Genomic DNA, 24,581 nt, shown 5'->3' with positions numbered 1-24,581 from the left:
GGAGCGGCACTACACTGCTCAGCAACACAAACGCGTCAGGCCCACAGCGTCGTGCGTCTTCCACGCGGCTCAAGCGACCCCGCCTGCGGCCGTCGGGACGGCCGTCCGCAAAGGATGTCAGTGAGGACCCACGTGAGCTCGAAACCTGTCGTACTCATCGCTGAAGAGCTGTCGCCCGCCACCGTCGACGCCCTCGGGCCGGACTTCGAGATCCGGCACTGCAACGGAGCCGACCGTGCCGAACTGCTGCCCGCCATCGCCGATGTCGACGCGATCCTGATCCGCTCGGCCACCAAGGTCGACGCCGAGGCCGTCGCCGCCGCCAAGAAGCTCCGCGTCGTCGCCCGCGCGGGCGTCGGCCTCGACAACGTGGACGTCTCCGCCGCCACCAAGGCCGGCGTGATGGTCGTGAACGCCCCGACCTCCAACATCGTCACCGCCGCCGAGCTCGCCTGCGGCCTCCTGGTCGCCACCGCGCGCAACATTCCGCAGGCCAACACCGCGCTGAAGAACGGCGAGTGGAAGCGGAACAAGTACACCGGCGTCGAGCTGAGCGAGAAGACCCTCGGCGTCGTCGGCCTCGGCCGCATCGGCGTCCTGGTCGCGCAGCGCATGTCGGCCTTCGGCATGAAGATCGTCGCGTACGACCCCTATGTGCAGCCGGCCCGCGCGGCCCAGATGGGCGTCAAGCTCCTCAGCCTCGACGAACTGCTCCAGGTCTGCGACTTCATCACCGTGCACCTGCCCAAGACCCCCGAGACGATCGGCCTGATCGGCGACGAGGCGCTGCACAAGGTGCAGCCGCACGTGCGGATCGTGAACGCCGCGCGCGGCGGGATCGTGGACGAGGCCGCGCTGTTCTCCGCCCTCAAGGAGGGCCGCGTCGCGGGCGCCGGTCTGGACGTGTACGCGAAAGAGCCCTGCACCGACTCCCCGCTGTTCGAGCTCGACCAGGTCGTCTGCACCCCGCACCTGGGCGCCTCCACCGACGAGGCCCAGGAGAAGGCGGGCATCGCGGTCGCCAAGTCCGTACGCCTGGCGCTCGCGGGCGAGTTGGTGCCCGACGCGGTCAACGTCCAGGGCGGTGTGATCGCCGAGGACGTCAAGCCGGGCCTGCCGCTCGCCGAGCGCCTCGGCCGCATCTTCACCGCGCTCGCGGGCGAGGTCGCGGTCCGCCTCGACGTCGAGGTGTACGGCGAGATCACCCAGCACGACGTCAAGGTGCTCGAACTCTCCGCGCTCAAGGGCGTGTTCGAGGACGTGGTGGACGAGACGGTGTCCTACGTCAACGCCCCGCTGTTCGCGCAGGAGCGCGGCGTCGAGGTCCGGCTGACCACGTCGAGCGAGTCCCCGGACCACCGCAATGTGGTGACCGTGCGCGGCACCCTCTCGGGCGGCGAGGAGGTCGCGGTCTCCGGCACCCTGGCCGGCCCGAAGAACGTTCAGAAGGTCGTCGCCATCGGCGAGTTCGACGTGGACCTGGCGCTCGCCGACCACATGATCGTGCTCCGCTACGAGGACCGTCCCGGCATCGTCGGCACCGTCGGCCGGGTCCTCGGCGAGGCCGGGCTCAACATCGCGGGCATGCAGGTGGCGCGCGCGGAGGAGGGCGGCGAGGCGCTCGCCGTGCTGACCGTGGACGACACCATTCCGCAGAACGTGCTGAACGAGGTCGCCGCCGAGATCGGCGCCAACTCGGCCCGCTCGGTGAACCTGACCGACTGACCTCCCGGTCCCGCGGTCCTGTACCCGGCCCCTAGACGCCCGTCTTATACGGGTGTCTGGGTGCCGGGTACGCTGCTGTCATGGGACACCGTGAGGATCTGCTCGAAGGCGCCAAGCGCTGCCTGCTGGACAAGGGCTACGCCCGCACCACCGCCCGCGACATCGTCGCCGAGTCCGGCACCAATCTGGCCTCCATCGGTTACCACTACGGCTCCAAGGAGGCCCTGCTCAACCTGGCCTTCCTGAAGCTGACCGAGGAGTGGGGCGAGGTGGTGGCCGAGGGTCCGGGCGAGCGCGCCGCCGAGGACCTGCCGTCGCTGGAACGCTTCGAGCGGGCCTGGTCGAAGGTCATCGGCTCGTACGCGGAGAGCCGCCCGGTCTGGAAGCTCCAGATGGAGATCGTCTCCCGGATCGACAGCGACCCCGAGCTCCAACAGGCCCTAGCCGGGCCGCAGTTGGCAGGACGCGGCGGCCTCGCCGAGAACCTCCTGGGCCTGGACGCGAAGGCCGACCCCGAGCGGGCGCGCCTGGCCGGCACCTTCTGTCAGGCGCTGCTCGCCGGGGTGATGGTCCAGTGGATGGTCGACCCGGAGACGGCGCCCTCGGCGCGGGACCTGACCGAGGGGCTGAAGATCGTCATGGGGATCGACGGGCGCTGAGCGTCACAGCCGCGCGGCCTTCAGCGCCATGTGCAGCAGCAGCCGGTCCTCGCCCTGGTCCAGGTCGAGACCGGTGAGGTGCTCGACGCGCGAGAGCCGGTAGTAGAGCGTCTGGCGGTGGACGCCCAGCATCGCCGCGGCGCGCCCCGCCTGGCCCGCGCAGTCGAGGAACACCTCGGCGGTACGGGCCAGTTCGGTGTGCGCGGGGGTCAACAGGGCCCGCACCGCCGGGTCCTGGCCCCCCGCCGTCGGCAGTGCGGTCAGCAGGCGGTACGGGCCGATCGCCGACCACTGGGCGACCGGGCCGAGCCGGGGTTCGGCAAGTGCCGCACGGGCGGCGGAGGTTGCCTCCTGGCGGGCGAGAGCGAGCTCGGCGAGACCGCGCCGGGCCACGGCCACCCCGGCCGCCGCACCCGCCCCGGCGCTCCCGCGCAGCCGCTCCGCCGCCGCCCGGGCCGGCGCGAGCGCCTCCGCCGACCGCAACCGCACCAGCGCGGCCAGCACAAGACCCCCGCCCCGGCCCGCGCCGGAATCCGGCCACGGCACCGTGCAGACCGCCGCCGCCCCCGGCACCGTACGGACCGAAGGGGCGTCCTCGGTGGGCCAGGGCGCGACGCAGACCAGCGCGTGCAGTCCCTCCGCGTCCGGGCCGAGCGCGCTCTCCAGCGCGGCCGTCGCGGTGTCGCGCGGCCTGCCGCGCTCCGCGGTCAGCGCCGCCCGGAACTCGCGGGAGAGGTCCGCCCCGGCCTGCGCCTCGCCGGCGAGCAGCACCCCGATCCGGGCGGCCACCTCCATCGCCGCGGCGAGCTTGTCATCGGCGGGTCCCGGCTCGGCGTCGAGCAGCCAGACGTATCCGAGGGCGATGCCCCGATGACGTACCGGAAGACAGACGCGGCCCCGGAACACGCCCGCGTCCGGGGCGGCCGGGATGCGGACCGGGCCGGTGGCCCGGGTGATGCCGAAGCCCTCGAACCAGGCGCGCACGGCGGGCGTCGACTTCCTGGTCAGGATCGAACGGGTGCGGACCGGGTCCATGGCGAGGTCGTCGTCGGAGTCGTGCGCGCCGAAGGCGATCAGCCCGAAGTCCCGGTTCTCCAGCGTCGCGGGGGCGCCGAGCAGCGCCGAGATTTCATCGACCAGATCCTGGTAGTCGCCCTTCACAGGGGCCATTCTCGCTCATGCGGCGGCCCGCTTCAGACATGTGTATGAGATCGGGGCCACGGATGCGTGACAGCTGTCGATGGCAGAGGATCGGGGAGATCCTTAGGTTTCACGGTGGTTCTCCGTGCCGTTACCGGTTCGTCCGGAAGGCGTCCATCGTCCTTCAGGTCCCGGTCGCGGCTCCGTCTAGTTCTTTCCGTGGAGGTGCCCCGTGCTGGGTCCCGTGATCCTCGCCGCTTCGCGCAGCGACAAGATGCGCAAGCTTGTTTCGGCCGCCCCGGTGACCAAGCCCGTGGTGAACCGGTTCATCCCCGGCGAGACCGTCGAGCAGGTCGTCCCGATCATCGAGGAGACCGTCGGCAAGGGCCTTGAGGTCACCCTCGACGTGGTGGGCGAGGACATCACCACCCCCGAGCAGGCCGCCCACGCGCGCGACGCCTACCTGGAACTCATCGAGCGGCTCAAGGAACTCGGCCACGGCACCAAGGCCGAGATGTCCGTCAAGCTCTCCATGTTCGGCCAGGCACTTGAGGGCGGCCACGAGCTCGCCCTCGCCAACGTCCGCCCGGTGGTCGAGGCCGCCGCCGCGATCGGCACCACGGTCACCCTGGACGCCGAGGACCACACCACCCTCGACTCGATGTTCGCCATCCACGAGGAGCTGCGGAAGGAATTCCCGCAGACCGGCTGCGTCATTCAGGCCTACCTCTTCCGCACCGAGGCCGACGCCCGCCGCCTGGCCGACGCCGGCAGCCGGGTGCGCATCGTGAAGGGCGCCTACAAGGAGCCCGCCGAGGTCGCCTACCAGGACAAGGGCGAGATCGACAAGGCGTACGTCCGCATCCTGAAGATCCTCATGGAGGGCGAGGGCTACCCGATGATCGGGTCCCACGACCCGCGCCTCATAGCCATCGGCCAGGAGCTCGCCCGCCGCGCAGGGCGCAAGCTGGACGAGTACGAGTTCCAGATGCTGTACGGGATCCGCAGCGAGGAGCACATCCGGCTCGCGGCCGAGGGCCACCGGATGCGCGTCTACACGGCGTACGGCACCGACTGGTACGGCTACTTCATGCGGCGCCTCGCGGAGAAGCCGGCCAACCTGCTGTTCTTCGTGCGCTCGATGATCACTAAGAACTGAGCGGTGTTGTCGCCATCCAAGTGCATCCTGGGTGGCAACAACACCGCTCGTCGGCCGGGTGAGCCGGGCCAGTTCCGCTCCGTCTCCCGAAGAAGAGGAGTCAAGGAACTCGTGACTCCGCCCCGAAGGGCTTCTCACTCGCCCGCTGAAGCGAGCTCGTGACGGTCAAGCCCTGACCGCCGAGCAACATACGGCTAACACTCCAGTTCGTCCCGGCTGATGTCAGGGATCCACCCGGAAGAGGTAACTCATGGACGCTGTGACCCAGGTCCCCGCCCCGGTCAACGAGCCGGTGCACGGCTACGCCCCCGGTTCGCCGGAGCGCGCCCGCCTCGAAGCCAAGCTCAAGGAGCTGGCCGAGAACCCCGTCGACCTGCCGATGACCATCAACGGTGAGAAGCGGATGGGCGGCGGCGAGCGCTTCGACGTCGTGCAGCCGCACAACCACAAGGCCGTCATCGGCACGTACGCCAACGCCACCACCCAGGACGCGCAGGACGCGATCGACGCCGCGCTCGCCGCCGCCCCTGCCTGGCGCGCGATGTCCTTCGACGACCGCGCCGCGATCATCCTGCGCGCCGCCGAGCTGCTCGCCGGCCCCTGGCGCGAGACCCTCGCCGCCTCCACCATGCTGGGCCAGTCGAAGACCGCGCAGCAGGCCGAGATCGACACCCCGTGCGAGCTGGTCGACTTCTGGCGCTTCAACGTCCACTACGCCCGCAACCTGCTCGCCGAGCAGCCCCCGGCGAACTCCCCGGGCGTGTGGAACCGCATGGACCACCGCCCGCTGGAGGGCTTCGTCTACGCGATCACGCCGTTCAACTTCACGGCCATCGCGGGCAACCTGCCGACCGCCCCGGCCCTGATGGGCAACGTGGTCGTGTGGAAGCCGTCCCCGACGCAGACGCACGCCGCCGTGCTGCTGATGCAGCTCCTGGAGGAGGCGGGCCTGCCCAAGGGCGTCATCAACCTGGTGACGGGCGACGGCCTGGCGGTCTCCGAGATCGCGCTGAACCACCGCGACCTGGCGGGCATCCACTTCACCGGCTCGACCAAGACCTTCCAGCACCTGTGGAAGACGGTCGGCACGAACATCGAGAAGTACCGCACCTACCCGCGCCTGGTCGGCGAGACGGGCGGCAAGGACTTCGTGGTGGCGCACCCGAGCGCCGACCGCGCCGTCCTGAAGACCGCGCTGACCCGCGGCTCCTTCGAGTTCCAGGGCCAGAAGTGCTCCGCGTCCTCGCGTGCGTACGTCCCGGCCTCGATCTGGAACGACGGCTTCAAGGAGGAGTTCGCGGCCGAGGTCGACGGCATCGCCATGGGTGACGTCACCGACCTGTCGAACTTCATCGGCGCGGTCATCGACGAGCGGTCGTATCTGAAGAACAAGGCCGCGATCGACCGCGCGAAGGCCGACGCGTCCTGCACGATCGTCGCGGGCGGCACCTACGACGACACGGTCGGCTACTTCGTCCGCCCGACCGTCATCGAGTGCTCGGACCCGGCGAACGAGGTCTTCACGACCGAGTACTTCGGCCCGATCCTGGCGATCCACGTGTACGACGACGCCAAGTACGACGAGATGCTGGCCCAGATGGAGTCGGTCTCGGACTACGCCCTGACCGGCGCCGTCATCGCCAACGACCGCGCGGCGGCGGCGTACACGATGGACAAGCTCCGCTACGCGGCGGGCAACTTCTACATCAATGACAAGTCGACCGGCGCCGTCGTCGGCCAGCAGCCCTTCGGCGGCGGCCGCGCCTCGGGCACCAACGACAAGGCGGGCGCCCCGCAGAACCTGATGCGCTGGACGCTGACCCGCGCCATCAAGGAAACCCTGGTCCCGCCGACCGACTACACCTACCCCCACATGGGCTGACCTGTAGTCACACAGACCCCGCCCCCGCCCTTGGTCCCCCAACCGAGGACGGGGGCGGTTTCCGTTCGCGGCGGCCGTCAGGGCCGGCGACGTCCCGGGCGGCTACGTCCGGGCGAGGAATCCGTCGATCAGGGCGGCGATCTCCGCCGCATGCGTCTCCAGTGCGAAGTGGCCGGTCGGGAGGAGGTGGATTTCGGCGTTGGGGAGGTCGTTCTTGAAGGCCTGGGCGCCGGCCGGGATGAAGATCTCGTCGTGGGCGCCCCAGGTCGCGAGCAGCGGGACCCGGCTGGTGCGGAAGTACTCCTGGAAGGCCGGGTAGAGGTCGAAGTTGGAGCCGTAGTCGGCCATCAGGTCCAGCTGGATCTCGTCCTGACCCGGGCGGGCCATGAGTGCCGCGTCGTGGTGGTACGCGTCCGGGCTGACCAGCGTCGGGTCCTCGACCCCGTGCAGGTACTGCCACTTGATTCCGTCGAGGGAGCGGATCTCCCGGACGGGCGCCTCGGTCTCGGGGGTGCGGTCGGCGATCAGGGCGAGCGGCGCGGCCCAGGCCTCGCCGAGGCCCTCGGTGTACGCGTTGCCGTTCTGGGTGATGATCGCGGTGATGCGCTCGGGGTGCTTCAGGGCGAGACGCAGGCCGATCGGGGCGCCGTAGTCCTGGATGTAGATCGCGAACCGGGTCAGACCGAGCTGCTCGGTGAACTCCTCGGTGATCGCGGCCAGTTCGGCGAAGGTGTACTTCACGGACGCGGCGCTCGGGGCCGCCGAGCGGCCGAAGCCGAGGTGGTCGGGGGCGATCAGGCGGTAGCGGTCGGCGAGCCGCGGGATCAGGTCGCGGAACATGTGCGAGCTGGTCGGGAAGCCGTGCAGCAGGAGCAGTACGGGTGCGTCGGCCGGGCCCGCCTCCCGGTAGAAGATCTCGTGGCCCCGGACGGTCGTGGTGCGGTAGTGGACCGGCAGCGCGCTCATGTCTCTAACCCCCGAAGTTTCTTTCACTGGTTTACCTTGCCGGGGAACAGGTAATCGCGTCACTGGATAACTTGTCAAGGGTTGGTGAGTGGTTAGGTTTGATGGTCCGTCACCTTGGCGGCGATGGGTGACGGCAGTCGTCCCCGGCGGTCCGCCGCGCGCGCGAGCGGCGGACCGCCGGGGAGGGCCCCGCCGACCCCGTGCCGCAGGAGGTGGCGGGGCCCGCTCAGATTTCGATCAGTACCTGGTCGAGCGATTTGCGCACCAGGTCCGGGACCTCGCAGTCGTCGGCCGGATAGCCGACCGGGATCACCGCGAACGCCTTCTCGTTCGCGGGCCGGTCGAGCACCTCGGACAGGAAGCGCATCGGGCTCGGGGTGTGCACCAGGGCCGCGAGGCCCGACTGGTGCAGGGCGGACAGCAGCATGCCGACGGCGATGCCGACCGACTCGTCGACGTAGTAGTGCTTGTGCTTGGTGCCGTCGTCGGCCAGCCAGTACCGCTGCTGGAAGACGACGAGCAGGGCCGGGGCATCGGTGAGGTGGGTCTTCACCGCGTCCGTGCCGATCGGCCGCAGCGCCGCCAGCCACTCCTCGCCGAGCCGCCCGTCGTAGGAGATCCGCTCCTCCTCCTCGGCCGCCTCGCGTATCCGGCGCCGTACGTCCGGGTCCTTGACCAGCACGAACGTCCACGGCTGCTGGTGGGCGCCGGACGGCGCGGTCGCGGCGCAGGCGACCGCGTCGCGGACGGCCTGCTCGGGGACCGGGTCGGTGGAGAACCGGCGTACGGTGCGGCGCTCGTCCATGCGCTCGCGCAACTCGGCGGCCCGCGCGAGGGTTTCGGCGGTCGGCATCCGCGCCGGGCGGTAGGGGACGGGCCGGTACGGCTCGCCGTGGATCGGGGTCCAGTGCTGCTCGGTGGGTGTGGGCATGGGAAGAGTCTGGCCGCCGGGCGAGCCCCGCTCCAAGTGGCTTGATGCGTACGTGACTTGAAAGGAGCAGACGCGTACGCGAGGCGTACGGGCCGGGGTCACGCCCAGGCCCGCACGATCACGGCAAGACCCGTCGTGAACGCGCCGCCCAGCATCACCAGATACCAGCCGTACAGGCGCCGCCAGCGGCGGGCCAGCAGGGCGAGGGTGGCGAAGGCCAGGGCCACCGTCACCGTGCGGGCGCCCCGGGCCGCGGCCGCCTCCGCGAGCCAGTCGCCCGCCGGGATCCGGGCGCGGCCGGCCTCCGCCGCGTACACCTTGAACGGGATGCCGTCCCACGGCTGGTGGCGCACGGCGGACGCGCCCTCGGCCGCGAGCTCGTGGCGGACCTCGGCGCGCATGCGGTCGGTGGTGAGCGGGGCGGGCAAGTGGACGCCGGACAGGGCGAGTTGGAGGGCCAGCATGCTTCCGGCGAGGCTGCCCGCCAGGGCTGTCAGGGAGAGGGCCAGGGCCCGGCGGGGTGCCGCCGCGCAGAGCGCCGCGAGCAGCAGCTCCGGCATCAGCGGCCAGCTCAGCGCCTCCGCGAACGCCCAGCCGAACGCGAGCAGCAGCCCCGCCCGGGAGGCCGCCACCGCCGCCACCCGGCGCCGCACGGCCGAGTCCCGCAGCGCCTCCGCGTTCGTACGGGCGTGGAGCGCGGCCACCGCCGCCCGCGCCTGTTCGGGCGTGGCCGACGGCGGCAGCGGCGCGCCGATCCGCACCCGGATCAGGGCGGACCGGAACCGGCCGTGCTTGGGGAGCAGCCGGTCCGTGCCCGCGATGCCGACCGGCACCACCGGCACGCCCGCGTGCTCCGCCAGGACCAGCGCACCCCGATGGAAGGGGCCGAGCTCGCCGTCGCGGCCCCGGGTGCCCTCGGGGAAGAGGACCACCGCCCGGCCCGCGCGCAGCCCCTCGGCCATGGCGAGCAGGTCGTCCATGCCGCCGCCGGAGCGCCGTACCGGAAAGCCCGCCGCCAGCCTGCGGCAGATCCGGCGCCGCCACGGCGAGGCGAACCAGTAGTCGGCGGCCGCCCCGATCGCCGGGGTGTGCCGGGCGTCGAGCGCGGCGAGCAGGGCCGCGGTGTCGGCGTGCGAGGAGTGGTTCGCCACCACGACGCAGCCGCCGCGCGGCAGGTGCCCGCGCCGTTCGACGCCGCCGGTCACGGTCAGCGCACACCACCACAGGGCGCGCCGGAGCGATGCGGCCAGGCGCGGCCGGGCCGGGGTGACACGGGTCGAGGTGATGGTCATCGGGTCACCGCCAGCGCGAGCGGCAGCGCCAGGAGCAGGGAGTCGATCCGGTCGAGGAGGCCGCCGAAGCCGGGGAGCCAGCTGCCCGCGTCCTTCAGCCCGGCCTCCCGCTTCACCAGCGATTCGAGCAGGTCACCCAGGACGCAGCCGAGGGCCACCGCCGCCCAGAGGGCGGGCGTCCAGGCCCCGACCGCCAGGAGTGCGGCGGCAGTTGCGACGGCCGTGCCCAGCACTCCCGCCCAGGTCTTGCCGGGGGAGAGCGGCGAGAGCCGGCGGGCCAGGATGCCCCAGCGGCCCAGGAACGTACCGCCGCACCACGCGCCCACATCGCCAAGCGCCACCGCGAGGCCCACCGCGACCGCCGTGTCCCCGAGCGTCACCAGACCGGTCAGCGGGACCGCGGTCCACAGCAGTCCGAAGACCGTGCGCGCGGCGCCGGTGAAGCCGGATTCCGTGTTGCCGGAGAGGAGGGCGGGGAGGGCCCCGGCGAGCAGCAGCAGGCCCGCCGTGCGCGGGTCGAGGGCCGCGGGGGCCGTCCAGGCCAGCGCCGGGAGCGCCACCGCCGCCGCGGCGAGCACCGCGTGCTCGGCCCGGCCCAGGCCCGCCATCCGTACGTACTCCGTCACCGCGACCACACCCAGTGCCGCCGCGAGGGCGCACGCCCCGCCGCCGCCCAGGAACAGCGCGCCGAGACAGACCGGCGCCGCCAGCGCCCAGGTGCGCCAGCGCTTGCGCAGCTCCGCCCGCATGCGCACCCGGGCCGGCAGCACCGCCACCGCGAGACCGCCCGCGCCGAGCACCCCGGCGACCACCGCGACCGTACGACCCGGCGTGCTCATGCCGCCAACTCCCGCCACAGCCAGCCGAATCGGACCGCCGCGGTGAGCGCCGACCCGATCGCCACGGTCGCCAGCACCGGGACCGCCCAGCCCGAGGCGGCCGCCACGACCACCAGGAGGCAGCGCTCGGTCTTGCCGACCGGGCCGCCGTTGCGGCGCGGGGCGCCGGCCGCCGCGCCCGCCAGCGCGATCCACGAGGGCAGGGTCGCGGCGAGCGCCGCGGTCGCCACCAGCCACAGCGGGGCGAGCGGGAGGAAGCCCGCGAGCACCGTCAAGTCGGCCGCGCGGTCGCCCAGTTCGTTCAGGAGCGCGCCGCGCCTCGTCGTACGTCCCGTGTCGCGGGCGAGTGCCCCGTCCAGGTTCGCGAAGGCCAGGCGGGCCGCGAGCAGCACGGCCACCGGAAGTGCGGCGAGCGGTGCGGGCAGCAGGGCGAGCGCGGCGGCCGCGCCCGCGGCGCTCGCCACGCCGGCCGCGGTCAGGGTGTCGGGCGACACCCCGCGCCGGGCCAGCGCCCCGCGGATGCCGCCGAGGCGGTCCGCGTACCAGGGCTTGAGTGCGTAGAGGCCGTTCATGGCCTCCACTGTGCTGCGGGGTGCACCTCGCCACATCCGCGCTCGTACTCATAAGCAGCTTGAGCTCGGCGGCGGATGGGGACGGTGTGCACCCCGGTGCGCGGGGGCCGTCAGCCGCTCACCGACACCGCGCCGGTCTCGATGTGGCCCGTGTACCGGCGCGACCACGCCGCGTCGGCATCGGCCGTGACCGTGAAGTCGTACCAGCCGTTCTGGTACGCCACCGCGTTGAAGTAGTCCTCGGTGGATCCGCCCGCCGGGACCGTGTACGTCCAGGGGCCGTCCGCGCGGTAGTTGTTCGACGTGATGGTGAACTTCACCGCAGCGGCGGAGGAGTTGGTCATCCTGAACCAGACGGCCTGCTTGCCCGTGCCGGGCTCCACTCCGTAACGGGCCGCCACCTCGATGGACTTGCCCGCGCTCGTCGCGTCGCCCGTGAAGCGGCGCAGGAAGCGGTTCGGGCCGACCATGGTGAAGTCGTACCTGCCCGAGCCCGCGCCCGTACCGATGTTGAAGGAGTCGGTGGCGATGGCGCCCGCGTCGACCGTGTACTGCCACGGGGTGGTGTCGCGGTAGGCGTTGGGGTGGAGGGAGAAGTGCGCGGCGCTGGTCGCCGGGGCGCCCTGGTTGGCCATGGCGAACCAGGCCAGGATCTGCCCGCCGGACCCGAACTCGAACCGGTCGAGGTTGCCGTTGGGCTGGTACGGCAGCGCGCGGGCCGGGCGGGTGCCGGGCTCCTGCGCGGGCAGCGCGTTGGTCTGCGGCGCGGGGTTGGGCAGCGGGCCGCAGGTGCCGATGCCGATGACCGAGGTCGCGGGCAGCCCGGACGGCATGCCGTACACCGGCGACGCGAAGTCGAAGACGCCGGTCAGGTCGCCGGTGACCTTGCGGCGCCAGTCGCTGATGTTGGGGCAGGCCGCCGGGGTGCCGATGGCGGCGGTCCAGGTCTCCATGAAGCGCAGTACCGACGTGTGGTCGAAGACCTCCGAGGAGACCCAACCCCCGCGCGTCCAGGGCGACATGACCAGCATCGGCACCCGGAAGCCGAGGCCGTACGGGATGCCGCCCAGGAACTCCCCGGCCGTCCCGGCGGGCGGGGACGGCGGCGGTACGTGGTCGAAGAAGCCGTCGTTCTCGTCGTAGTTGAGGAACAGGACCGTCGAGTCGAAGACGTCGGGGGCGGCGGCGAGCGCGCGGTACACCAGGTCGACGAAGTGCGCGCCGTCGCCGGGCGGGGCGTACGGGTGCTCGGAGAAGGCCTGGTTGGCGACCACCCAGGACACCTGGGGGAGCGTCCCGGCGAGCGCGTCCGCCTGGATGGCGGCGGCGATGTCGTCGGGGGTCGAGCCGGTGACGGCCGGGACGGAGCCCATGCCCCGGTCGTGCAGCGGGTCGCCGGCGGGCGCGGAGGCGAACTTCGAGAAGTACGCGAGGCCGTTGTCGCCGTAGTTGTCGCCGGCGTTCTGGTAGACCTTCCAGCTCACCCCGGCGCGCTGAAGGGCCTCGGCGTACGCCTCCCAGGTCAGGCCCGACTCGTCGGCGCCGTCGTAGCTGGAGCCGTCGACCCTGCCGCTCCACAGGTAGGTGCGGTTGGGGCCGGTGGCGCTGAGCGTGGCGCTGAAGTAGGCGTCGCAGATGGTGTAGTTGTCGGCCAGCGCGTAGTGGAACGGTATGTCGTCCCGGTCGAGGTGGCCGAGGCTGCGGACGTTGCCGACGCCCGAGACCCAGTTGTCCATCCGGCCCTTGTTCCACGCCGAGTGCTGCGAGGACCAGCTGTGCGGCAGATCGCCGTCGCACTGCGCGAGGGTCTCGCCGTCGGCGCCGCCCGCGGCCGGGGTCGCGCTGAGCTTCCACGGGTACTGGCGGCCGAGTCCGTTCGGCTGGTTGAAGACGGGCTGCCCGCCCGGCAGCAGGATCCCGCTGCGGTCGCCGAAGCCCCGGACGCCCTTGAGGCGGCCGAAGTAGTGGTCGAAGCTGCGGTTCTCCTGCATCAGGATCACCACGTGCCCGACGTCCTTGATGGTGCCGGTCGCCGAGGCGGCCGCCGTGCCGGTGGCGGCCGAGCCGACCGCCCCGGCCGTCCCCGAGGGCAGTACGGCTCCGGCCGCCACGCCCGCGCCGAGTGCCACGAATCCCCTACGACTGATCGGTGTCATCCGCCCGCGCCTCTCCGGTGCCCCAGCGGCACATCGAGCGCAAGAGTGCGCCGCTCATTGGTCTGGAGCCAGACCTCTGCGGGGAGGGATGTGTGAACACTCGGTCAACGGCCGGGCGCGCCGGGCGCCACCTCTGCCCGGCAGTCCGTCTCAGATAGTAGGAAGTCCGAGTAATTGTGGAGACAGACGCGAGCCCAGCGCTTAGCTTTGTAGGAGCCGAACGTCTCGCTGATCCGGCGAATGGCGGTCGTGAGCGCAGTGCCCCCAGGCAGGCAACCCCTGCGGCAGCGCTCCCCGCCCCTTCCGGCACCTCACTGCATCCGCCGGGGCCTGCCCCGGACCTCCCAGCAGAGGAGTCGAATTCCCATGACCAAGCAGCCCGTCCGCCGCGTCCGTCACTCTTCGCGCAGCAGCGAGTCCGAGCGCAAGAACGCCGCCGCCGCCCTCCAGCGCGCACTGGACCGCAGGGACAACGGCGGCGCCACGGGGCACTGAGCCCCTACCGCCCGCGCGCGATCTCGAAGTGGTCGATGCGCTCACCCGTCTCGGCGAGTGCGCTGACCTTCATCCTCGGATGCCGCCCGGTCTCGACCTCCACCGCGAGGAACGAGTAGTTGGTGTAGCGGACCCGCGACCACTCCACGGTCTCGGTGGCCTTCGCGCCGCCCTTGACCCAGTGGTACGTGTCCACGCTTTCGCGGTCCGCGACATGGCCCTCGTACGAGTCCGGCACGGGGAAGCTGTACAGCGAACGGCCCGCCGCACCAGCCGTGACGTACACGATGCCGTCGCGCGTCGGGTCGGTGCGCTCGCCGATCGCGACCTTGCGGCCCACCTTGTTGCCCTTGATGGCGTCGGTGCGCTCGTACACGTGGTTGTGGCCGTTGATCACCAGGTCCACCTGGTGCTTCTCGAAGAGCGGCACCCACGCGTCGCGCACCCCGCCCTCGGAGCCGTGCGAGCTGGTGGTCGAGAACGCGCAGTGGTGGAAGAAGACCACGACGAAGCCGACGGCGTGGTCGGCGCGCAGCTCGCCGAGCCGCTTGTCCAGCCACCGCGTCTGCTTCCCGCCGCTGATGCCGAAGTTGGCGGGGATCTCGTACGAGACGTCGTTGGCGTCCAGCGCCACGACGCCGACGTTGCCGTGCACGAAGGAGTACACACCGGGCTGATTGACCGGGTCCGGACCGTTGGCCGGCAGCGACCAGCGGGCGTTCTGGCCGCCGTAGCCCTGCGGCGAGTACCAGGCCTCCATGTCGTGGTTTCCGGTGGTCACCATCCACGGCACGGTCTTGGCGACCGACTCGGTCTGCGCGAGGAACTGGTCCCAGGTGCGCGCGTCGTAGGTGTCCGAGGACTGGCCCGAGCCCGACGGGTCGGCGTAGCAGATGTCGCCCGCGTGCAGGTGGAAGGCCGGGTTCTGGCCCAGGATCACCTGGTCGTTGCCGAGGGCGTGGTAGCTGACGCCCTGGTCGCCGAAGGCCGTGAAGGTGAAGTTCTCGGCGTGCGCGGGCGCGGTGGTGAAGGTGCCGAGCGTGCCCAGGTTGCGGCGGTCCGCCGGGTCGAAGCCGTCGTGGCCGACCCCGTAGTAGTACGTCTGGCCCGGCCGCAGCCGGTCCAGGCCCGCGTGTACGTAGAACTGCTCGGCGGCCGCGATCTTCCCGCCGTTCAGCGCGGGCGTGGCGAGGTGGCGCACCTCGGCGTCGATCTTCCGGCTCAGCGACCACGGGGCCGTACCGATGCGGATGTACGGCCTCTTCACCGCGAAGGGGACCTGCCAGGAGACCCGCATCTGGGTCTTGGGGTCCGCGCCGTACGCCAGATGCCTGCCGAACGGCGCGGCCAGCGAACCGTCCACCCCGTGGCGGGAGTTGGAGGTGAATGCGGTCGGCGCCGCGTAGGCGGGCGAGGCCGCGCCGGCCGTGGCGACAGTGGCCCCGGCGGCCGCGGCGGTGGCGACGGTGGTGCGCAGCACCCCGCGACGGGTCAGCCTGCCGCGCAGGTACTCGTGCTGTTCGGCCATGCTCATGCGGCCCGCGAGCTTCTCGGGGATGCCGAATCTCGGAATGTCCATGGCGGGAAACGTCCTCCTTCGAGGCGACGTGATGCTCACCGAAGGATGGACGAGAGGATGAACGGGGGGCGTACAACTCCCCATGCTTTTCCCGTGTTTCACTGGGCAGAGTTCCAGGCCGTCCACCATATGGACACCGCGTGTCAGTGGCTGGGACGAGGAGTAGGGTGCCACCATGTCGGCAAGTTCTCGCAGCATCAATCTCGCAGTGATTCCCGGTGACGGCATCGGCCAGGAGGTCGTGGCCCAGGGCCTCAAGGTCCTGACCGCCGTCCTTCCGTCGGATGTGAAGCTGGAGACAAGGGAGTTCGACTTCGGCGCCCGGCGTTACCACGCCACCGGTGAGACCCTCACCGACGCCGACGTCGCCGCCCTCAAGCAGCACGACGCGATCCTGCTCGGCGCGATCGGCGACCCCTCGGTCCCGTCCGGCGTCCTGGAGCGCGGCTTCCTGCTGAAGCTCCGGTTCCTCTTCGACCACTACGTCAACCTGCGGCCGTCGAAGCTGCTCCCGGGCGTCGCGACCCCGCTGGCCGGTCAGCCCGAGATCGACTTCATCGTGGTCCGCGAGGGCACCGAGGGCCCGTACACCGGCAACGGCGGTTCGATCCGCACCGGAACGCCGCACGAGGTCGCCACCGAGGTCTCGGTCAACACCGCCTTCGGTGTCGAGCGCGTGGTCCGGGACGCCTTCGCCCGAGCCCAGGCCCGCCCCCGCAAGAAGCTGACCCTGGTCCACAAGAACAACGTGCTGGCCTACGCCGGGCACCTGTGGACCAACATCTTCAACCAGGTGGCCGAGGAGTTCCCCGAGGTCACCACCGACTACCTGCACGTCGACGCGGCGACGATCTTCCTCGTCACCGACCCGGCCCGCTTCGACGTGATCGTCACCGACAACCTCTTCGGCGACATCATCACCGACCTCGCCGCGGCCGTCTCCGGCGGCATCGGCGTCGCCGCCTCCGGCAACATCAACCCGAGCGGCGAGTTCCCCTCGATGTTCGAGCCGGTGCACGGCTCCGCGCCGGACATCGCGGGACAGGGCAAGGCCGACCCGACGGCCACGATCCTCTCCGTCGCCCTGCTGCTGCGCCACCTCGGACACGAGCCCGAGGCCGCCCGCATCGAGGCCGCCGTCTCCGCCGACCTGGCGGCCCGCGGCAGCTCGGTCCGTACGACGCAAGAGATCGGCGACGCGCTCGCCGTACGCGTGGCCGGCTGACCCCACGCGTCTCACAAGCACAGCCGCCGGGTCGCGTTTCGCACCCGGCGGCTTTTCGCATGCGGCCAACGGGTGACACCATCATCCCCGGACCGCACATCACACCGTTATGTCCAAGGCCCCACCACGAGCGATAATCGGACGTGGGCCGCGGCATCCGGAGCAGCTCGGACGTCCAGGCACAACGCGGCGTGAGCGCGGTCCGTCACTATCCACCGGTGAAGGACACAGCACTCATGACGACGCCCACGATCGAGCTCAAGCCCACCTCGCACCCGCTGTCCGACGCGGAGCGCGAGGCGATCCTGGCCAGCCCCGGTTTCGGCCGCCACTTCACCGACAACATGGTGACGGCCCGGTGGACCGAGGGCCGCGGCTGGCACGACGCCCAGCTCGTGCCGTACGCGCCGCTCTCCATGGACCCGGCGAACATGACGCTGCACTACGCGCAGACGATCTTCGAGGGGCTCAAGGCGTACCGCCAGCCGGACGGCACGGTCGCCACCTTCCGCCCGGAGGCCAACGCCGAGCGCTTCCAGTCCTCGGCCCGCCGCATCGCCATGCCCGAGGTGCCCGTCGACCTGTTCATCGCGGCCTGCGACGCGCTGATCCAGCAGGACAAGGCGTGGGTTCCGTCCACCGGCGAGGCCTCCCTCTACCTGCGCCCCTTCATGATCGCGACCGAGGTCGGCCTCGGCGTGAAGCCCGCCAACGAGTACCTCTTCATCGTGATCGCCTCCCCGGCCGGCGCCTACTTCCCCGGCGGTGTGAAGCCCGTCTCGGTGTGGCTGTCCGAGGAGTACGTCCGTGCCGTCAAGGGCGGCACCGGCGCGGCCAAGACCGGCGGCAACTACGCGGCCTCCCTCGTCGCCCAGGCCGAGGCCGCCCAGCACGGCTGCGACCAGGTGGTCTGGCTGGACGCGGTGGAGCACCGCTGGATCGAGGAAATGGGCGGCATGAACCTGTACTTCGTGTACGGAGCCGCGTCTGATCAAAAGCCCAAGATCGTCACCCCGGAGCTGACCGGCTCGCTGCTCCCCGGCATCACCCGCGACTCCCTCCTGAAGATCGCCCGCGACCTCGGTTACGAGGCCGTCGAGGGCCGCATCTCCACGGACGACTGGAAGCGCGACAACGAGAACGGCACCCTGACCGAGGTCTTCGCCTGCGGCACCGCCGCGGTGATCACCCCGGTCGGCTCGGTCAAGTCGGCCCGCGCGGGCTGGACCCAGGGCGACGGGCAGCCCGGCGAGGTCACGATGAAGCTCCGCAAGGCGCTGCTCGACCTTCAGACCGGGCGGGCCGCGGACCCGCACGGCTGGATGCATCAGCTCGGCTGAGCGAACGGCCGGTTGTATGTCGACCGCGGGCCGTCGGGGGCTGGTCGCGCAGTTCCCCGCGCCCCTTGGGGCGCTGGTTGGGCCCTCAGCTCTCCATCAGGGCCGCCTCGGACTTCGCGTCCGTGGCGGCCCTTCTGTTTGCCCGGGGCCGGGCCGTCAGCGCCAGGTACGCCGCCCCTCCCACCACCCACGACAGCAGGAAGCCGCAGTCCGCCCCGCCGGTCCAAGTCAGCAGGGGGCCCCGGCAGTTGGGCAGTGAGGCAGCCAGCAGCCCCGCGCCGAACGCCCACGCCCACGGCACGCGGGTTCCAGCCGGACCGGTACCAGTAGCCGCCGCCCCGCGCACGGCGGTTGAAGACCTGCCCCAAGCTCTCAAGGCTCCCGGGGGGTTTGAGTGGCGCTCAATGTGACCCATGTCAAGCTCGGACGTCAATGCTTTCGGTCTGCGAAATCTCTGGTTAGAGTGACGTTCAAACAGGAGGTGTGGTGGCGTGCGACTGACCCCGACGGAGCGTGACCGGCTGCTGCTGTTCGGTGCGGCGGAACTGGCCAGGGCCCGCAGGGCTCGCGGGCTGCGGCTGAATGTGCCCGAGGCGACCGCGCTGATCGCGGACACCGTCTGCGAGGCGGCCCGGGACGGCCGGCGGCTCGCCGAGGCCATCGAGGCGGCCCGGTCCGTGCTCGGCCCCGACGACGTGCTGCCCGGCGTGTCCGACGTGGTCACCGAGGTCCATGTGGAGGCCGTCTTTGACGACGGCTCGCGGCTCGCGGTGGTGTCCGACCCCATCGGCGGCACGGCGGGACCGGCCGCCCCCGGCGCGCTGCTGCCCGGCGACGGCTACCGGGAAACGGCTCCGGCGGTACGGCTCACCGTGACCAACACCGCCGCCGTGCCCGTCTCGGTCACCTCGCACTTCCACTTCTTCGAGGCCAACCCGCGGCTCGACTTCGACCGCGCGGCGGCCTACGGCATGCGGCTCTGCGTGCCCGCCGGGTCCTCGGTGCGGTTCGGGCCCGGCGAGAGCGAGGAGATCGGCCTGGTCCCCATCGGCGGCGACCGGATCGCGATCGGCTTCGCGGGCCTGGTCGACGGACCGCTGGACGCGCCCGGCGCCAAGCAGGAGGCCCTGCGCAGGGCCGCCGCCTGCGGATACCTGGGAACCGGCCCCGGCGAGGGAGACAAGTGATGGACCCGTACGAGTACGCCGGTGTGCACGGCCCCCGCACCGGCGACCGGATCCGGCTCGGGGACTCGGGCCTGACCGTCCGGGTCGAGTCGGACGCCCAGCGGCCCGGCGACGAATTCCTGGCCGGGTTCGGCAAGACCGCCCGCGACGGACTGCACCTGAAGGCCGCCGCCGTCCGCGCGACCTGTGACGTCGTGATCAGCAACGTCGTGGTGATCGACGCGGTGCAGGGCATCCGGAAGGTGTCCATCGGCATCCGCGAGGGACGGATCTGCTCCATCGGGCGGGCCGGCAACCCCGACACCCTCGACGGCGTCGACGTGGTCGTCGGCACCGGCACCTCGATCGTCTCCGGCGAGGGGCTCATCGCCACCGCCGGAGCCGTCGACACCCACGTCCACCTGCTCTCCCCGCGCATCATGGAGGCCTCGCTCGCCTCCGGTGTCACCACCGTCATCGGCCAGGAGTTCGGCCCGGTCTGGGGCGTCGGTGTCAACTCGCCCTGGGCGCTGCGCAACGCGTTCGCGGCGTTCGACGCCTGGCCCGTCAACATCGGCTTCCTGGGCCGGGGTTCGTCCTCCGACGGCGCCCCGCTGGTGGAAGCGCTCGCCGAGGGCGGCGCCTCGGGGTTCAAGGTGCACGAGGACATGGGCGCGCACACCCGGGCGCTCGACACGGCCCTGCGCGTCGCCGAGGAGCACGACGTCCAGGTAGCCCTGCACAGCGACGGGCTGAACGAGTGCCTCTCGGTCGAGGACACCCTGAAGGTGCTCGAAGGCCGCACCATCCACGCCTTCCACATCGAGGGCTGCGGCGGCGGGCACGTGCCCAACGTCCTGAAGATGGCCGGCGTCCCGAACGTCATCGGCTCCTCCACCAACCCCACCCTGCCGTTCGGCCGGGACGCGGTGGCCGAGCACTACGGCATGATCGTCTCGGTCCACGACCTGAAGACCGATCTGCCCGGCGACGCGGCGATGGCCCGCGACCGCATCCGGGCCGGCACGATGGGCGCGGAGGACGTGCTCCACGATCTGGGCGCCATCGGCATCACCTCGTCCGACGCGCAGGGCATGGGACGCGCGGGCGAGACCGTGCGCCGCACCTTCGCCATGGCCGGCAAGATGAAGGCGGAGCTCGGCCCCCTGGAGGGCGACGGCCCCGAGGACGACAACGCGCGCGTGCTGCGCTACATGGCGAAGCTGACCATCAACCCGGCCATCGCGCACGGGCTCTCGCACGAGATCGGCTCCATCGAGGTCGGCAAGATGGCCGACATCGTGCTGTGGCGCCCGGCCTACTTCGGGGCCAAACCGCAGATGGTCCTCAAGTCCGGCTTCCCCGCCTGGGGCGTCACCGGTGACCCCAACGCGGCCACCGACACCTGCGAACCGCTCGTCCTCGGCCCGCTGTTCGGCGCCCATGGCGCCGCGGCGGCCGAACTGTCCGTCGCGTTCGTCGCCCGCGCCGCCCTCGACCAGGGCAACGACCGGCTGCCCACCCGCCGCCGCCGGGTCGCGGTGCGCGGCACCCGCGGCATCGGCCCCGCCGACCTGCTGCTCAACTCCCGTACCGGAGCCGTCGCAGTGGACGGCCGCACCGGCCTCGTCACCCTGGACGGCGACCCGCTGCGCTCCGAGCCCGCCGACTCCGTGTCCCTCAACCGCCTCTACTTCCTGTAAGGACCCCCTGATGTCTGCTGCCGCCGACGGCTTCCGCATGCCCGCCGAGTGGACCCCGCACGAGCGGACCTGGATGGCGTGGCCGGGCCCCAACGTCACCTTCCCGAACGACGCCGAGCTTGCCGAGTCCCGCGCGGCCTGGGCGTCCGTCGCCCGCGCCGTACGCCGCTTCGAGCCGGTCACCGTGATCGCGGGCCCCGGTCAACTGGCCGACGCGCGGGCCCTGTTGGGCGACGGCATCGACGTGGTGGAGCGCGAGCTCGACGACGCCTGGATGCGGGACATCGGACCCACCTTCCTCACCGACGGCACGGGGCAACTGGCCGCCGTCGACTGGATGTTCAACGGCTGGGGCGCCCAGGACTGGGCGACCTGGGAGCACGACGCGAAGATCGGCGCCCACGTCTCGGACCTGGCCGGCGCGCGGACGTACACCTCGCGGCTCGTCAACGAGGGCGGCGCCATCCACGTCGACGGCGAGGGCACGGTGCTGCTCACCGAGACCGTCCAGCTCGGCCCCGAGCGCAACCCCGGCTGGAGCCGCGAGGAGGTCGAGGCGGAGATCCACTCGATGCTCGGCACCCGCAAGGCGATCTGGCTGCCGCGCGGCCTGACCGCCGACTACCCCCCGCACGGCTACGGCACCCTCGGCCACGTCGACATCGTGGCCGCCTTCGCCCGCCCCGGTGTCGTCGTCGCCCACACCCAGCCCGACCCGGCCCACCCCGACCACGAGCTCTGCAAGGAGAACGTGGCGCTGCTCCGCTCCCAGACCGACGCGCGCGGCCGCGCCCTCGACGTGGTCGAAATCCCCGCTCCGACCGTCGTGACGGACGAGCACGGCTGGGTCGACTACTCGTACATCAACCACTACCTCTGCAACGGCGGAGTGGTGCTGTGCGCCTTCGACGACCCGCGCGACGAGATCGCGGCGGGCATCTTCCGCCGCCTCTTCCCCGAGCGGACGGTGACCCTGGTCGACGCCCGCACGATTTTCGCAGGCGGGGGCGGTATCCACTGCATCACCCAGCAGCAGCCGAAGGTCTGACCGCGCGGTCCGGCGGGGCGGGCATCGGGTAGAACATACGGGTGATGAGTCCCGCCCCCCGCCGCCGCAACACCGCCCCGCCCCGCGAGGAGCTCCTCGCCGCCGCCATGGCCACCATCACCGAGCGGGGTCTGGACGGGCTCACCATGGCGGGGCTCGGCCGGGAGGTCGGCATGTCCAGCGGCCACCTCCTCTACTACTTCCGCACCAAGGACGAGCTGCTGCTCCAGACCCTGGAGTGGAGCGAGGGCCGGCTGGGCGCCGAGCGGCGCGGACTCCTCTCGCGGCCGGGCACGGCCCGCGAACGCCTGGACGCCTACGTCGACCTGTACGTCCCCGACGGGCCCCGGGATCCGCACTGGATCCTGTGGCTGGAGGTCTGGAACCGCTCGCAGAACGCCGAGGGCACCGCCCGCGCCCGGCAGGCCGCCATCGAGGGAGCCTGGCACCGCGACCTGGTCGCGATAATCGCCGAGGGCGTCTCGCGCGGCGAGTTCCGCCCGGTGGACGCCGACCGCTTCGCGGCCCGCCTTCGCGCGCTGCTCGACGGGTTCAGCGTGCATGTCGCGGTCGGCCTCCCCGGCACGGGACGGCCCCAAGTCCTCGACCACGTAAGGGAGTTCGTGGACGAGTCGCTGATGCGGGGAACGCAACGCACGTAAGTAGGCCCGATCGTTGCGCCCGCATGCCTTGCCGGTCGGGGCGGCCTGGGCCACCGTGAGCGTCCATGGGACGAGAGCACTGGAAGAAGATCTGGGTCGGTTCGGCCGGCAACATGGTCGAATGGTTCGACTGGTTCGTCTACGCGACGTTCGCGGTGTACTTCGCGGACGCGTTCTTCCCGAAGGGCAATGAGACCGCCAACCTCATGAACACCATGGGGATCTTCGCGGTCGGCTTCTTCATGCGGCCGGTCGGCGGCTGGCTGCTCGGCCGGATCGGCGACCGCAAGGGCCGCAAGGCCGCCCTCACGCTGACCGTCACCCTGATGTCCGCCTCCGCGATCCTGATCGCGATCGCCCCGACGTACGCGGTCGCCGGCTACGGGGGAGTGGCGGTGCTCCTGGTCGCCCGGCTCCTGCAGGGCCTCTCGGTCGGCGGCGAGTACGCGGCGAGCGCCACCTACCTCACCGAGGCGTCCGACCCGAAGCGGCGCGGCTTCGCCTCCAGCTTCCAGTACGTGTCGATGACCGCGGGCCAGCTCGTCGGCCTCGGCCTCCAGATCGTCATGCAGCGGGGCCTCTCGGACGCGGCCCTGCACAGCTGGGGCTGGCGCATCCCCTTCATCGTGGGCGCCCTGGGCGCGGCCGTCGTCTTCTACCTGCGCCGCAGCATGCTGGAGACCGAGGTGTACGAGGAGTCGGGCGCGGCCCGCGACGAGGACCGGGGCACCCTCAAGGCGCTGTGGCGGCACAAGCGCGAGGCCCTCCTCGTCATGGCGCTCACCATGGGCGGCACGGTCGCGTACTACACGTACACGACGTACCTCACGAAGTTCCTCTCCAAGAGCGCGGGCATGGACAAGTCCACCGCCTCGCTCGTCAGCTTCTGCGCCCTGTTCGTCTTCATGTGTCTGCAGCCGCTGGCGGGCGCGCTCTCCGACCGGATCGGGCGCCGCCCGCTCCTGATCACCTTCGCGGTCGGCTCCACGTTCCTGACCGTGCCGATCATGACGATGCTCAAGCACGCGGGCACCTTCTGGCCGGCCTTCGGCCTGGCCCTGCTCGCGCTGGTCGTGGTCACCGGCTACACCTCGATCAACGCCTGTGTGAAGGCCGAGCTCTTCCCGACCGGCATCCGCGCCCTGGGCGTCGCCCTGCCGTACGCCGTCGCGAACGCGCTGTTCGGCGGGACGGCCGAATACGTGGCGCTCTGGTTCAAGAAGGCGGGGATCGAATCCGGCTTCTACTGGTACGTGGCCGGATGCGCGGCGGTGTCCCTCGTCGTCTACCTCACCATGCGCGAGACGCGCGATATCGATCTCAACCGGGTCGAATCAGAACCCCGGCGAGCAGAAGCGGAACCGGTTCCTTCGCATTAGCGCAGGTCGTGGGCGCCCGGATGGTGAGACCCCACCGCCGGGCCCCGGGCCCGTATGGCAAACTGCGAGCGTGCTCGCTTCCGACATGATTATGGACAGCAGCGCGCCGGTCCGCAGTGATCGCTGAACCGTGGAACCATCCGCGGCGGCGGCCATCGTGCCCCAGACCCGCGCGCAGACCTCTCGCACCCGCGAGGGGTCTTTTCGTTTCCCGGCCCCACCTCGGCCGGAGCGAGCGGCGCGGCGACGGGGGCAAGTGGAGCCATGAGTTCGGAGCCACTCACCCGACAGGAGTCAGATCAGCATGACGACCAACGAGGCGCACGAAGCCGCCGAGGAGAGTCTTCCCGCCGGCCTTCGCGTCGACGACAGCTTCCATGTCTTCGACACGACGTTGCGTGATGGTGCGCAGCGTGAGGGGATCAACCTCACGGTGGCGGACAAGCTGACGATTGCGCGGCATCTGGATGAGTTCGGGGTGGGGTTCATCGAGGGTGGGTGGCCTGGTGCCAATCCGCGCGATACGGAGTTTTTCGCGCGGGCGCGGCAGGAGATCTCGTTCCGGAATGCGGAGCTTGTGGCGTTCGGTGCGACGCGTCGTGCGGGTGGGCGGGCTGCGGAGGATCCGCAGGTGCGGGCGCTGGTGGAGTCGGGTGCGCCGGT

Annotated in this window: 21 protein-coding genes and 1 pseudogene; 13 read left to right on the top strand and 9 right to left on the bottom strand. The window is 71.4% G+C overall.

Annotated features, from left to right (window positions below; all coding sequences use genetic code 11):
• Window positions 1–132 precede the first annotated feature (132 nt).
• Both serA and ACIQ8J_RS19440 read left to right on the top strand, forming a co-directional pair.
• Window positions 133–1,725 carry a phosphoglycerate dehydrogenase gene (serA, locus tag ACIQ8J_RS19445; protein ID WP_403273013.1) on the top strand — a complete coding sequence of 531 codons (1,593 nt, stop codon included), beginning with the start codon at window positions 133–135 and terminating at the stop codon, window positions 1,723–1,725.
• A gap of 80 nt (window positions 1,726–1,805) precedes the next feature.
• The gene (locus ACIQ8J_RS19440; RefSeq protein WP_403273014.1) at window positions 1,806–2,384 is read left to right on the top strand and encodes a TetR/AcrR family transcriptional regulator; all 579 of its coding nucleotides are present in this window, start codon (window positions 1,806–1,808) and stop codon (window positions 2,382–2,384) included.
• A 3-nt stretch (window positions 2,385–2,387) separates the two neighbouring features.
• Here the strand turns inward: ACIQ8J_RS19440 and ACIQ8J_RS19435 are convergent, their stop codons facing one another.
• Window positions 2,388–3,545, bottom strand: coding sequence for a PucR family transcriptional regulator (locus tag ACIQ8J_RS19435; RefSeq protein ID WP_403273057.1), 1,158 nt, complete (start codon window positions 3,543–3,545; stop codon window positions 2,388–2,390).
• 211 nt (window positions 3,546–3,756) lie between these two features.
• On the opposite strand from ACIQ8J_RS19435, the gene ACIQ8J_RS19430 reads away from it, so the two are divergent.
• Window positions 3,757–4,683, top strand: a complete 927-nt coding sequence (locus ACIQ8J_RS19430) for a proline dehydrogenase family protein (protein WP_403273016.1) — start codon at window positions 3,757–3,759, stop codon at window positions 4,681–4,683.
• 250 nt (window positions 4,684–4,933) lie between these two features.
• Entirely contained in the window at window positions 4,934–6,565 is a 1,632-nt protein-coding gene (gene pruA, locus ACIQ8J_RS19425; protein WP_403273017.1) for an L-glutamate gamma-semialdehyde dehydrogenase, read from the top strand.
• 102 nt (window positions 6,566–6,667) lie between these two features.
• Here pruA and ACIQ8J_RS19420 read toward each other — a convergent pair whose 3' ends face one another.
• The 6 genes from ACIQ8J_RS19420 to ACIQ8J_RS19395 form a co-directional block, all read right to left on the bottom strand.
• The gene (locus ACIQ8J_RS19420) at window positions 6,668–7,531 is read right to left on the bottom strand and encodes an alpha/beta fold hydrolase (protein WP_403273018.1); all 864 of its coding nucleotides are present in this window, start codon (window positions 7,529–7,531) and stop codon (window positions 6,668–6,670) included.
• Between the two features lie 226 nt (window positions 7,532–7,757).
• Window positions 7,758–8,462: a nitroreductase family protein gene (locus tag ACIQ8J_RS19415; RefSeq protein ID WP_403273020.1), complete on the bottom strand. Its 705-nt coding sequence runs from the start codon at window positions 8,460–8,462 to the stop codon at window positions 7,758–7,760.
• A 98-nt stretch (window positions 8,463–8,560) separates the two neighbouring features.
• On the bottom strand, window positions 8,561–9,754 hold the full coding sequence (locus ACIQ8J_RS19410) for a lysophospholipid acyltransferase family protein (RefSeq protein ID WP_403273022.1): 1,194 nt from the start codon (window positions 9,752–9,754) through the stop codon (window positions 8,561–8,563).
• Window positions 9,751–10,593 (bottom strand): phosphatidate cytidylyltransferase, encoded by an 843-nt coding sequence (locus tag ACIQ8J_RS19405; protein WP_403273023.1) that lies wholly within the window; start codon window positions 10,591–10,593, stop codon window positions 9,751–9,753. Before ACIQ8J_RS19405 ends, ACIQ8J_RS19410 begins: the two co-directional genes overlap by 4 nt.
• The gene (locus tag ACIQ8J_RS19400) at window positions 10,590–11,165 is read right to left on the bottom strand and encodes a CDP-alcohol phosphatidyltransferase family protein (RefSeq protein WP_403273024.1); all 576 of its coding nucleotides are present in this window, start codon (window positions 11,163–11,165) and stop codon (window positions 10,590–10,592) included. The genes ACIQ8J_RS19405 and ACIQ8J_RS19400 overlap by 4 nt, the downstream gene beginning before the upstream one ends.
• Before the next feature lie 110 nt (window positions 11,166–11,275).
• On the bottom strand, window positions 11,276–13,321 hold the full coding sequence (locus ACIQ8J_RS19395) for a phosphocholine-specific phospholipase C (protein ID WP_403273025.1): 2,046 nt from the start codon (window positions 13,319–13,321) through the stop codon (window positions 11,276–11,278).
• 366 nt (window positions 13,322–13,687) lie between these two features.
• Here ACIQ8J_RS19395 and ACIQ8J_RS19390 point away from each other — a divergent pair, with 366 nt between their 5' ends.
• The gene (locus ACIQ8J_RS19390) at window positions 13,688–13,816 is read left to right on the top strand and encodes a hypothetical protein (protein WP_403273027.1); all 129 of its coding nucleotides are present in this window, start codon (window positions 13,688–13,690) and stop codon (window positions 13,814–13,816) included.
• Between the two features lie 4 nt (window positions 13,817–13,820).
• Here ACIQ8J_RS19390 and ACIQ8J_RS19385 read toward each other — a convergent pair whose 3' ends face one another.
• Window positions 13,821–15,395, bottom strand: coding sequence for a purple acid phosphatase family protein (locus tag ACIQ8J_RS19385; protein WP_403273029.1), 1,575 nt, complete (start codon window positions 15,393–15,395; stop codon window positions 13,821–13,823).
• A 175-nt stretch (window positions 15,396–15,570) separates the two neighbouring features.
• Between ACIQ8J_RS19385 and ACIQ8J_RS19380 the strand changes: the two genes are divergently transcribed.
• Complete coding sequence (locus ACIQ8J_RS19380) at window positions 15,571–16,620, top strand: 3-isopropylmalate dehydrogenase (protein ID WP_403273030.1); 1,050 nt, start codon at window positions 15,571–15,573, stop codon at window positions 16,618–16,620.
• A 236-nt stretch (window positions 16,621–16,856) separates the two neighbouring features.
• Window positions 16,857–17,960: a branched-chain amino acid aminotransferase gene (locus tag ACIQ8J_RS19375; RefSeq protein WP_403273031.1), complete on the top strand. Its 1,104-nt coding sequence runs from the start codon at window positions 16,857–16,859 to the stop codon at window positions 17,958–17,960.
• A gap of 85 nt (window positions 17,961–18,045) precedes the next feature.
• Here the strand turns inward: ACIQ8J_RS19375 and ACIQ8J_RS19370 are convergent, their stop codons facing one another.
• Window positions 18,046–18,261 (bottom strand): hypothetical protein, encoded by a 216-nt coding sequence (locus ACIQ8J_RS19370; RefSeq protein WP_403273032.1) that lies wholly within the window; start codon window positions 18,259–18,261, stop codon window positions 18,046–18,048.
• A gap of 190 nt (window positions 18,262–18,451) precedes the next feature.
• Between ACIQ8J_RS19370 and ureA the strand changes: the two genes are divergently transcribed.
• The 6 genes and pseudogenes from ureA to ACIQ8J_RS19340 form a co-directional block, all read left to right on the top strand.
• Complete coding sequence (ureA, locus tag ACIQ8J_RS19365; protein ID WP_403273033.1) at window positions 18,452–19,147, top strand: urease subunit gamma; 696 nt, start codon at window positions 18,452–18,454, stop codon at window positions 19,145–19,147.
• Window positions 19,147–20,829 carry an urease subunit alpha gene (locus ACIQ8J_RS19360; RefSeq protein WP_403273034.1) on the top strand — a complete coding sequence of 561 codons (1,683 nt, stop codon included), beginning with the start codon at window positions 19,147–19,149 and terminating at the stop codon, window positions 20,827–20,829. Before ureA ends, ACIQ8J_RS19360 begins: the two co-directional genes overlap by 1 nt.
• 10 nt (window positions 20,830–20,839) lie before the next feature.
• Window positions 20,840–21,877 (top strand): agmatine/peptidylarginine deiminase, encoded by a 1,038-nt coding sequence (locus tag ACIQ8J_RS19355; RefSeq protein WP_403273035.1) that lies wholly within the window; start codon window positions 20,840–20,842, stop codon window positions 21,875–21,877.
• Between the two features lie 44 nt (window positions 21,878–21,921).
• The gene (locus ACIQ8J_RS19350) at window positions 21,922–22,539 is read left to right on the top strand and encodes a TetR/AcrR family transcriptional regulator (RefSeq protein WP_403273036.1); all 618 of its coding nucleotides are present in this window, start codon (window positions 21,922–21,924) and stop codon (window positions 22,537–22,539) included.
• Window positions 22,540–22,604: 65 nt separating this feature from the next.
• Window positions 22,605–23,918: an MFS transporter gene (locus ACIQ8J_RS19345; protein WP_403273037.1), complete on the top strand. Its 1,314-nt coding sequence runs from the start codon at window positions 22,605–22,607 to the stop codon at window positions 23,916–23,918.
• A gap of 304 nt (window positions 23,919–24,222) precedes the next feature.
• Window positions 24,223–24,581: pseudogene (locus tag ACIQ8J_RS19340) on the top strand (citramalate synthase); the annotation flags it as partial.

The sequence above is a fragment of the Streptomyces sp. NPDC094147 genome (genome assembly GCF_044764265.1).
In the GTDB taxonomy this organism is placed as follows: Bacteria; Actinomycetota; Actinomycetes; order Streptomycetales; family Streptomycetaceae; genus Streptomyces.
This window is presented reverse-complemented; position numbering and strand designations above follow the sequence as displayed.

What these genes read in the sequence shown, in the direction of transcription:
- ACIQ8J_RS19440 (WP_403273014.1), top strand. Translation starts at nt 1,806, where the DNA reads ATGGGACACCGTGAGGATCTGCTCGAAGGCGCCAAGCGCTGCCTGCTG.
- pruA (WP_403273017.1), top strand. Translation starts at nt 4,934, where the DNA reads ATGGACGCTGTGACCCAGGTCCCCGCCCCGGTCAACGAGCCGGTGCAC.
- ACIQ8J_RS19420 (WP_403273018.1), bottom strand. Translation starts at nt 7,531, where the DNA reads ATGAGCGCGCTGCCGGTCCACTACCGCACCACGACCGTCCGGGGCCAC.
- ACIQ8J_RS19415 (WP_403273020.1), bottom strand. Translation starts at nt 8,462, where the DNA reads ATGCCCACACCCACCGAGCAGCACTGGACCCCGATCCACGGCGAGCCG.
- ACIQ8J_RS19410 (WP_403273022.1), bottom strand. Translation starts at nt 9,754, where the DNA reads ATGACCATCACCTCGACCCGTGTCACCCCGGCCCGGCCGCGCCTGGCC.
- ACIQ8J_RS19405 (WP_403273023.1), bottom strand. Translation starts at nt 10,593, where the DNA reads ATGAGCACGCCGGGTCGTACGGTCGCGGTGGTCGCCGGGGTGCTCGGC.
- ACIQ8J_RS19400 (WP_403273024.1), bottom strand. Translation starts at nt 11,165, where the DNA reads ATGAACGGCCTCTACGCACTCAAGCCCTGGTACGCGGACCGCCTCGGC.
- ACIQ8J_RS19395 (WP_403273025.1), bottom strand. Translation starts at nt 13,321, where the DNA reads ATGACACCGATCAGTCGTAGGGGATTCGTGGCACTCGGCGCGGGCGTG.
- ACIQ8J_RS19390 (WP_403273027.1), top strand. Translation starts at nt 13,688, where the DNA reads ATGACCAAGCAGCCCGTCCGCCGCGTCCGTCACTCTTCGCGCAGCAGC.
- ACIQ8J_RS19385 (WP_403273029.1), bottom strand. Translation starts at nt 15,395, where the DNA reads ATGGACATTCCGAGATTCGGCATCCCCGAGAAGCTCGCGGGCCGCATG.
- ACIQ8J_RS19380 (WP_403273030.1), top strand. Translation starts at nt 15,571, where the DNA reads ATGTCGGCAAGTTCTCGCAGCATCAATCTCGCAGTGATTCCCGGTGAC.
- ACIQ8J_RS19375 (WP_403273031.1), top strand. Translation starts at nt 16,857, where the DNA reads ATGACGACGCCCACGATCGAGCTCAAGCCCACCTCGCACCCGCTGTCC.
- ACIQ8J_RS19360 (WP_403273034.1), top strand. Translation starts at nt 19,147, where the DNA reads ATGGACCCGTACGAGTACGCCGGTGTGCACGGCCCCCGCACCGGCGAC.
- ACIQ8J_RS19355 (WP_403273035.1), top strand. Translation starts at nt 20,840, where the DNA reads ATGTCTGCTGCCGCCGACGGCTTCCGCATGCCCGCCGAGTGGACCCCG.
- ACIQ8J_RS19350 (WP_403273036.1), top strand. Translation starts at nt 21,922, where the DNA reads ATGAGTCCCGCCCCCCGCCGCCGCAACACCGCCCCGCCCCGCGAGGAG.
- ACIQ8J_RS19345 (WP_403273037.1), top strand. Translation starts at nt 22,605, where the DNA reads ATGGGACGAGAGCACTGGAAGAAGATCTGGGTCGGTTCGGCCGGCAAC.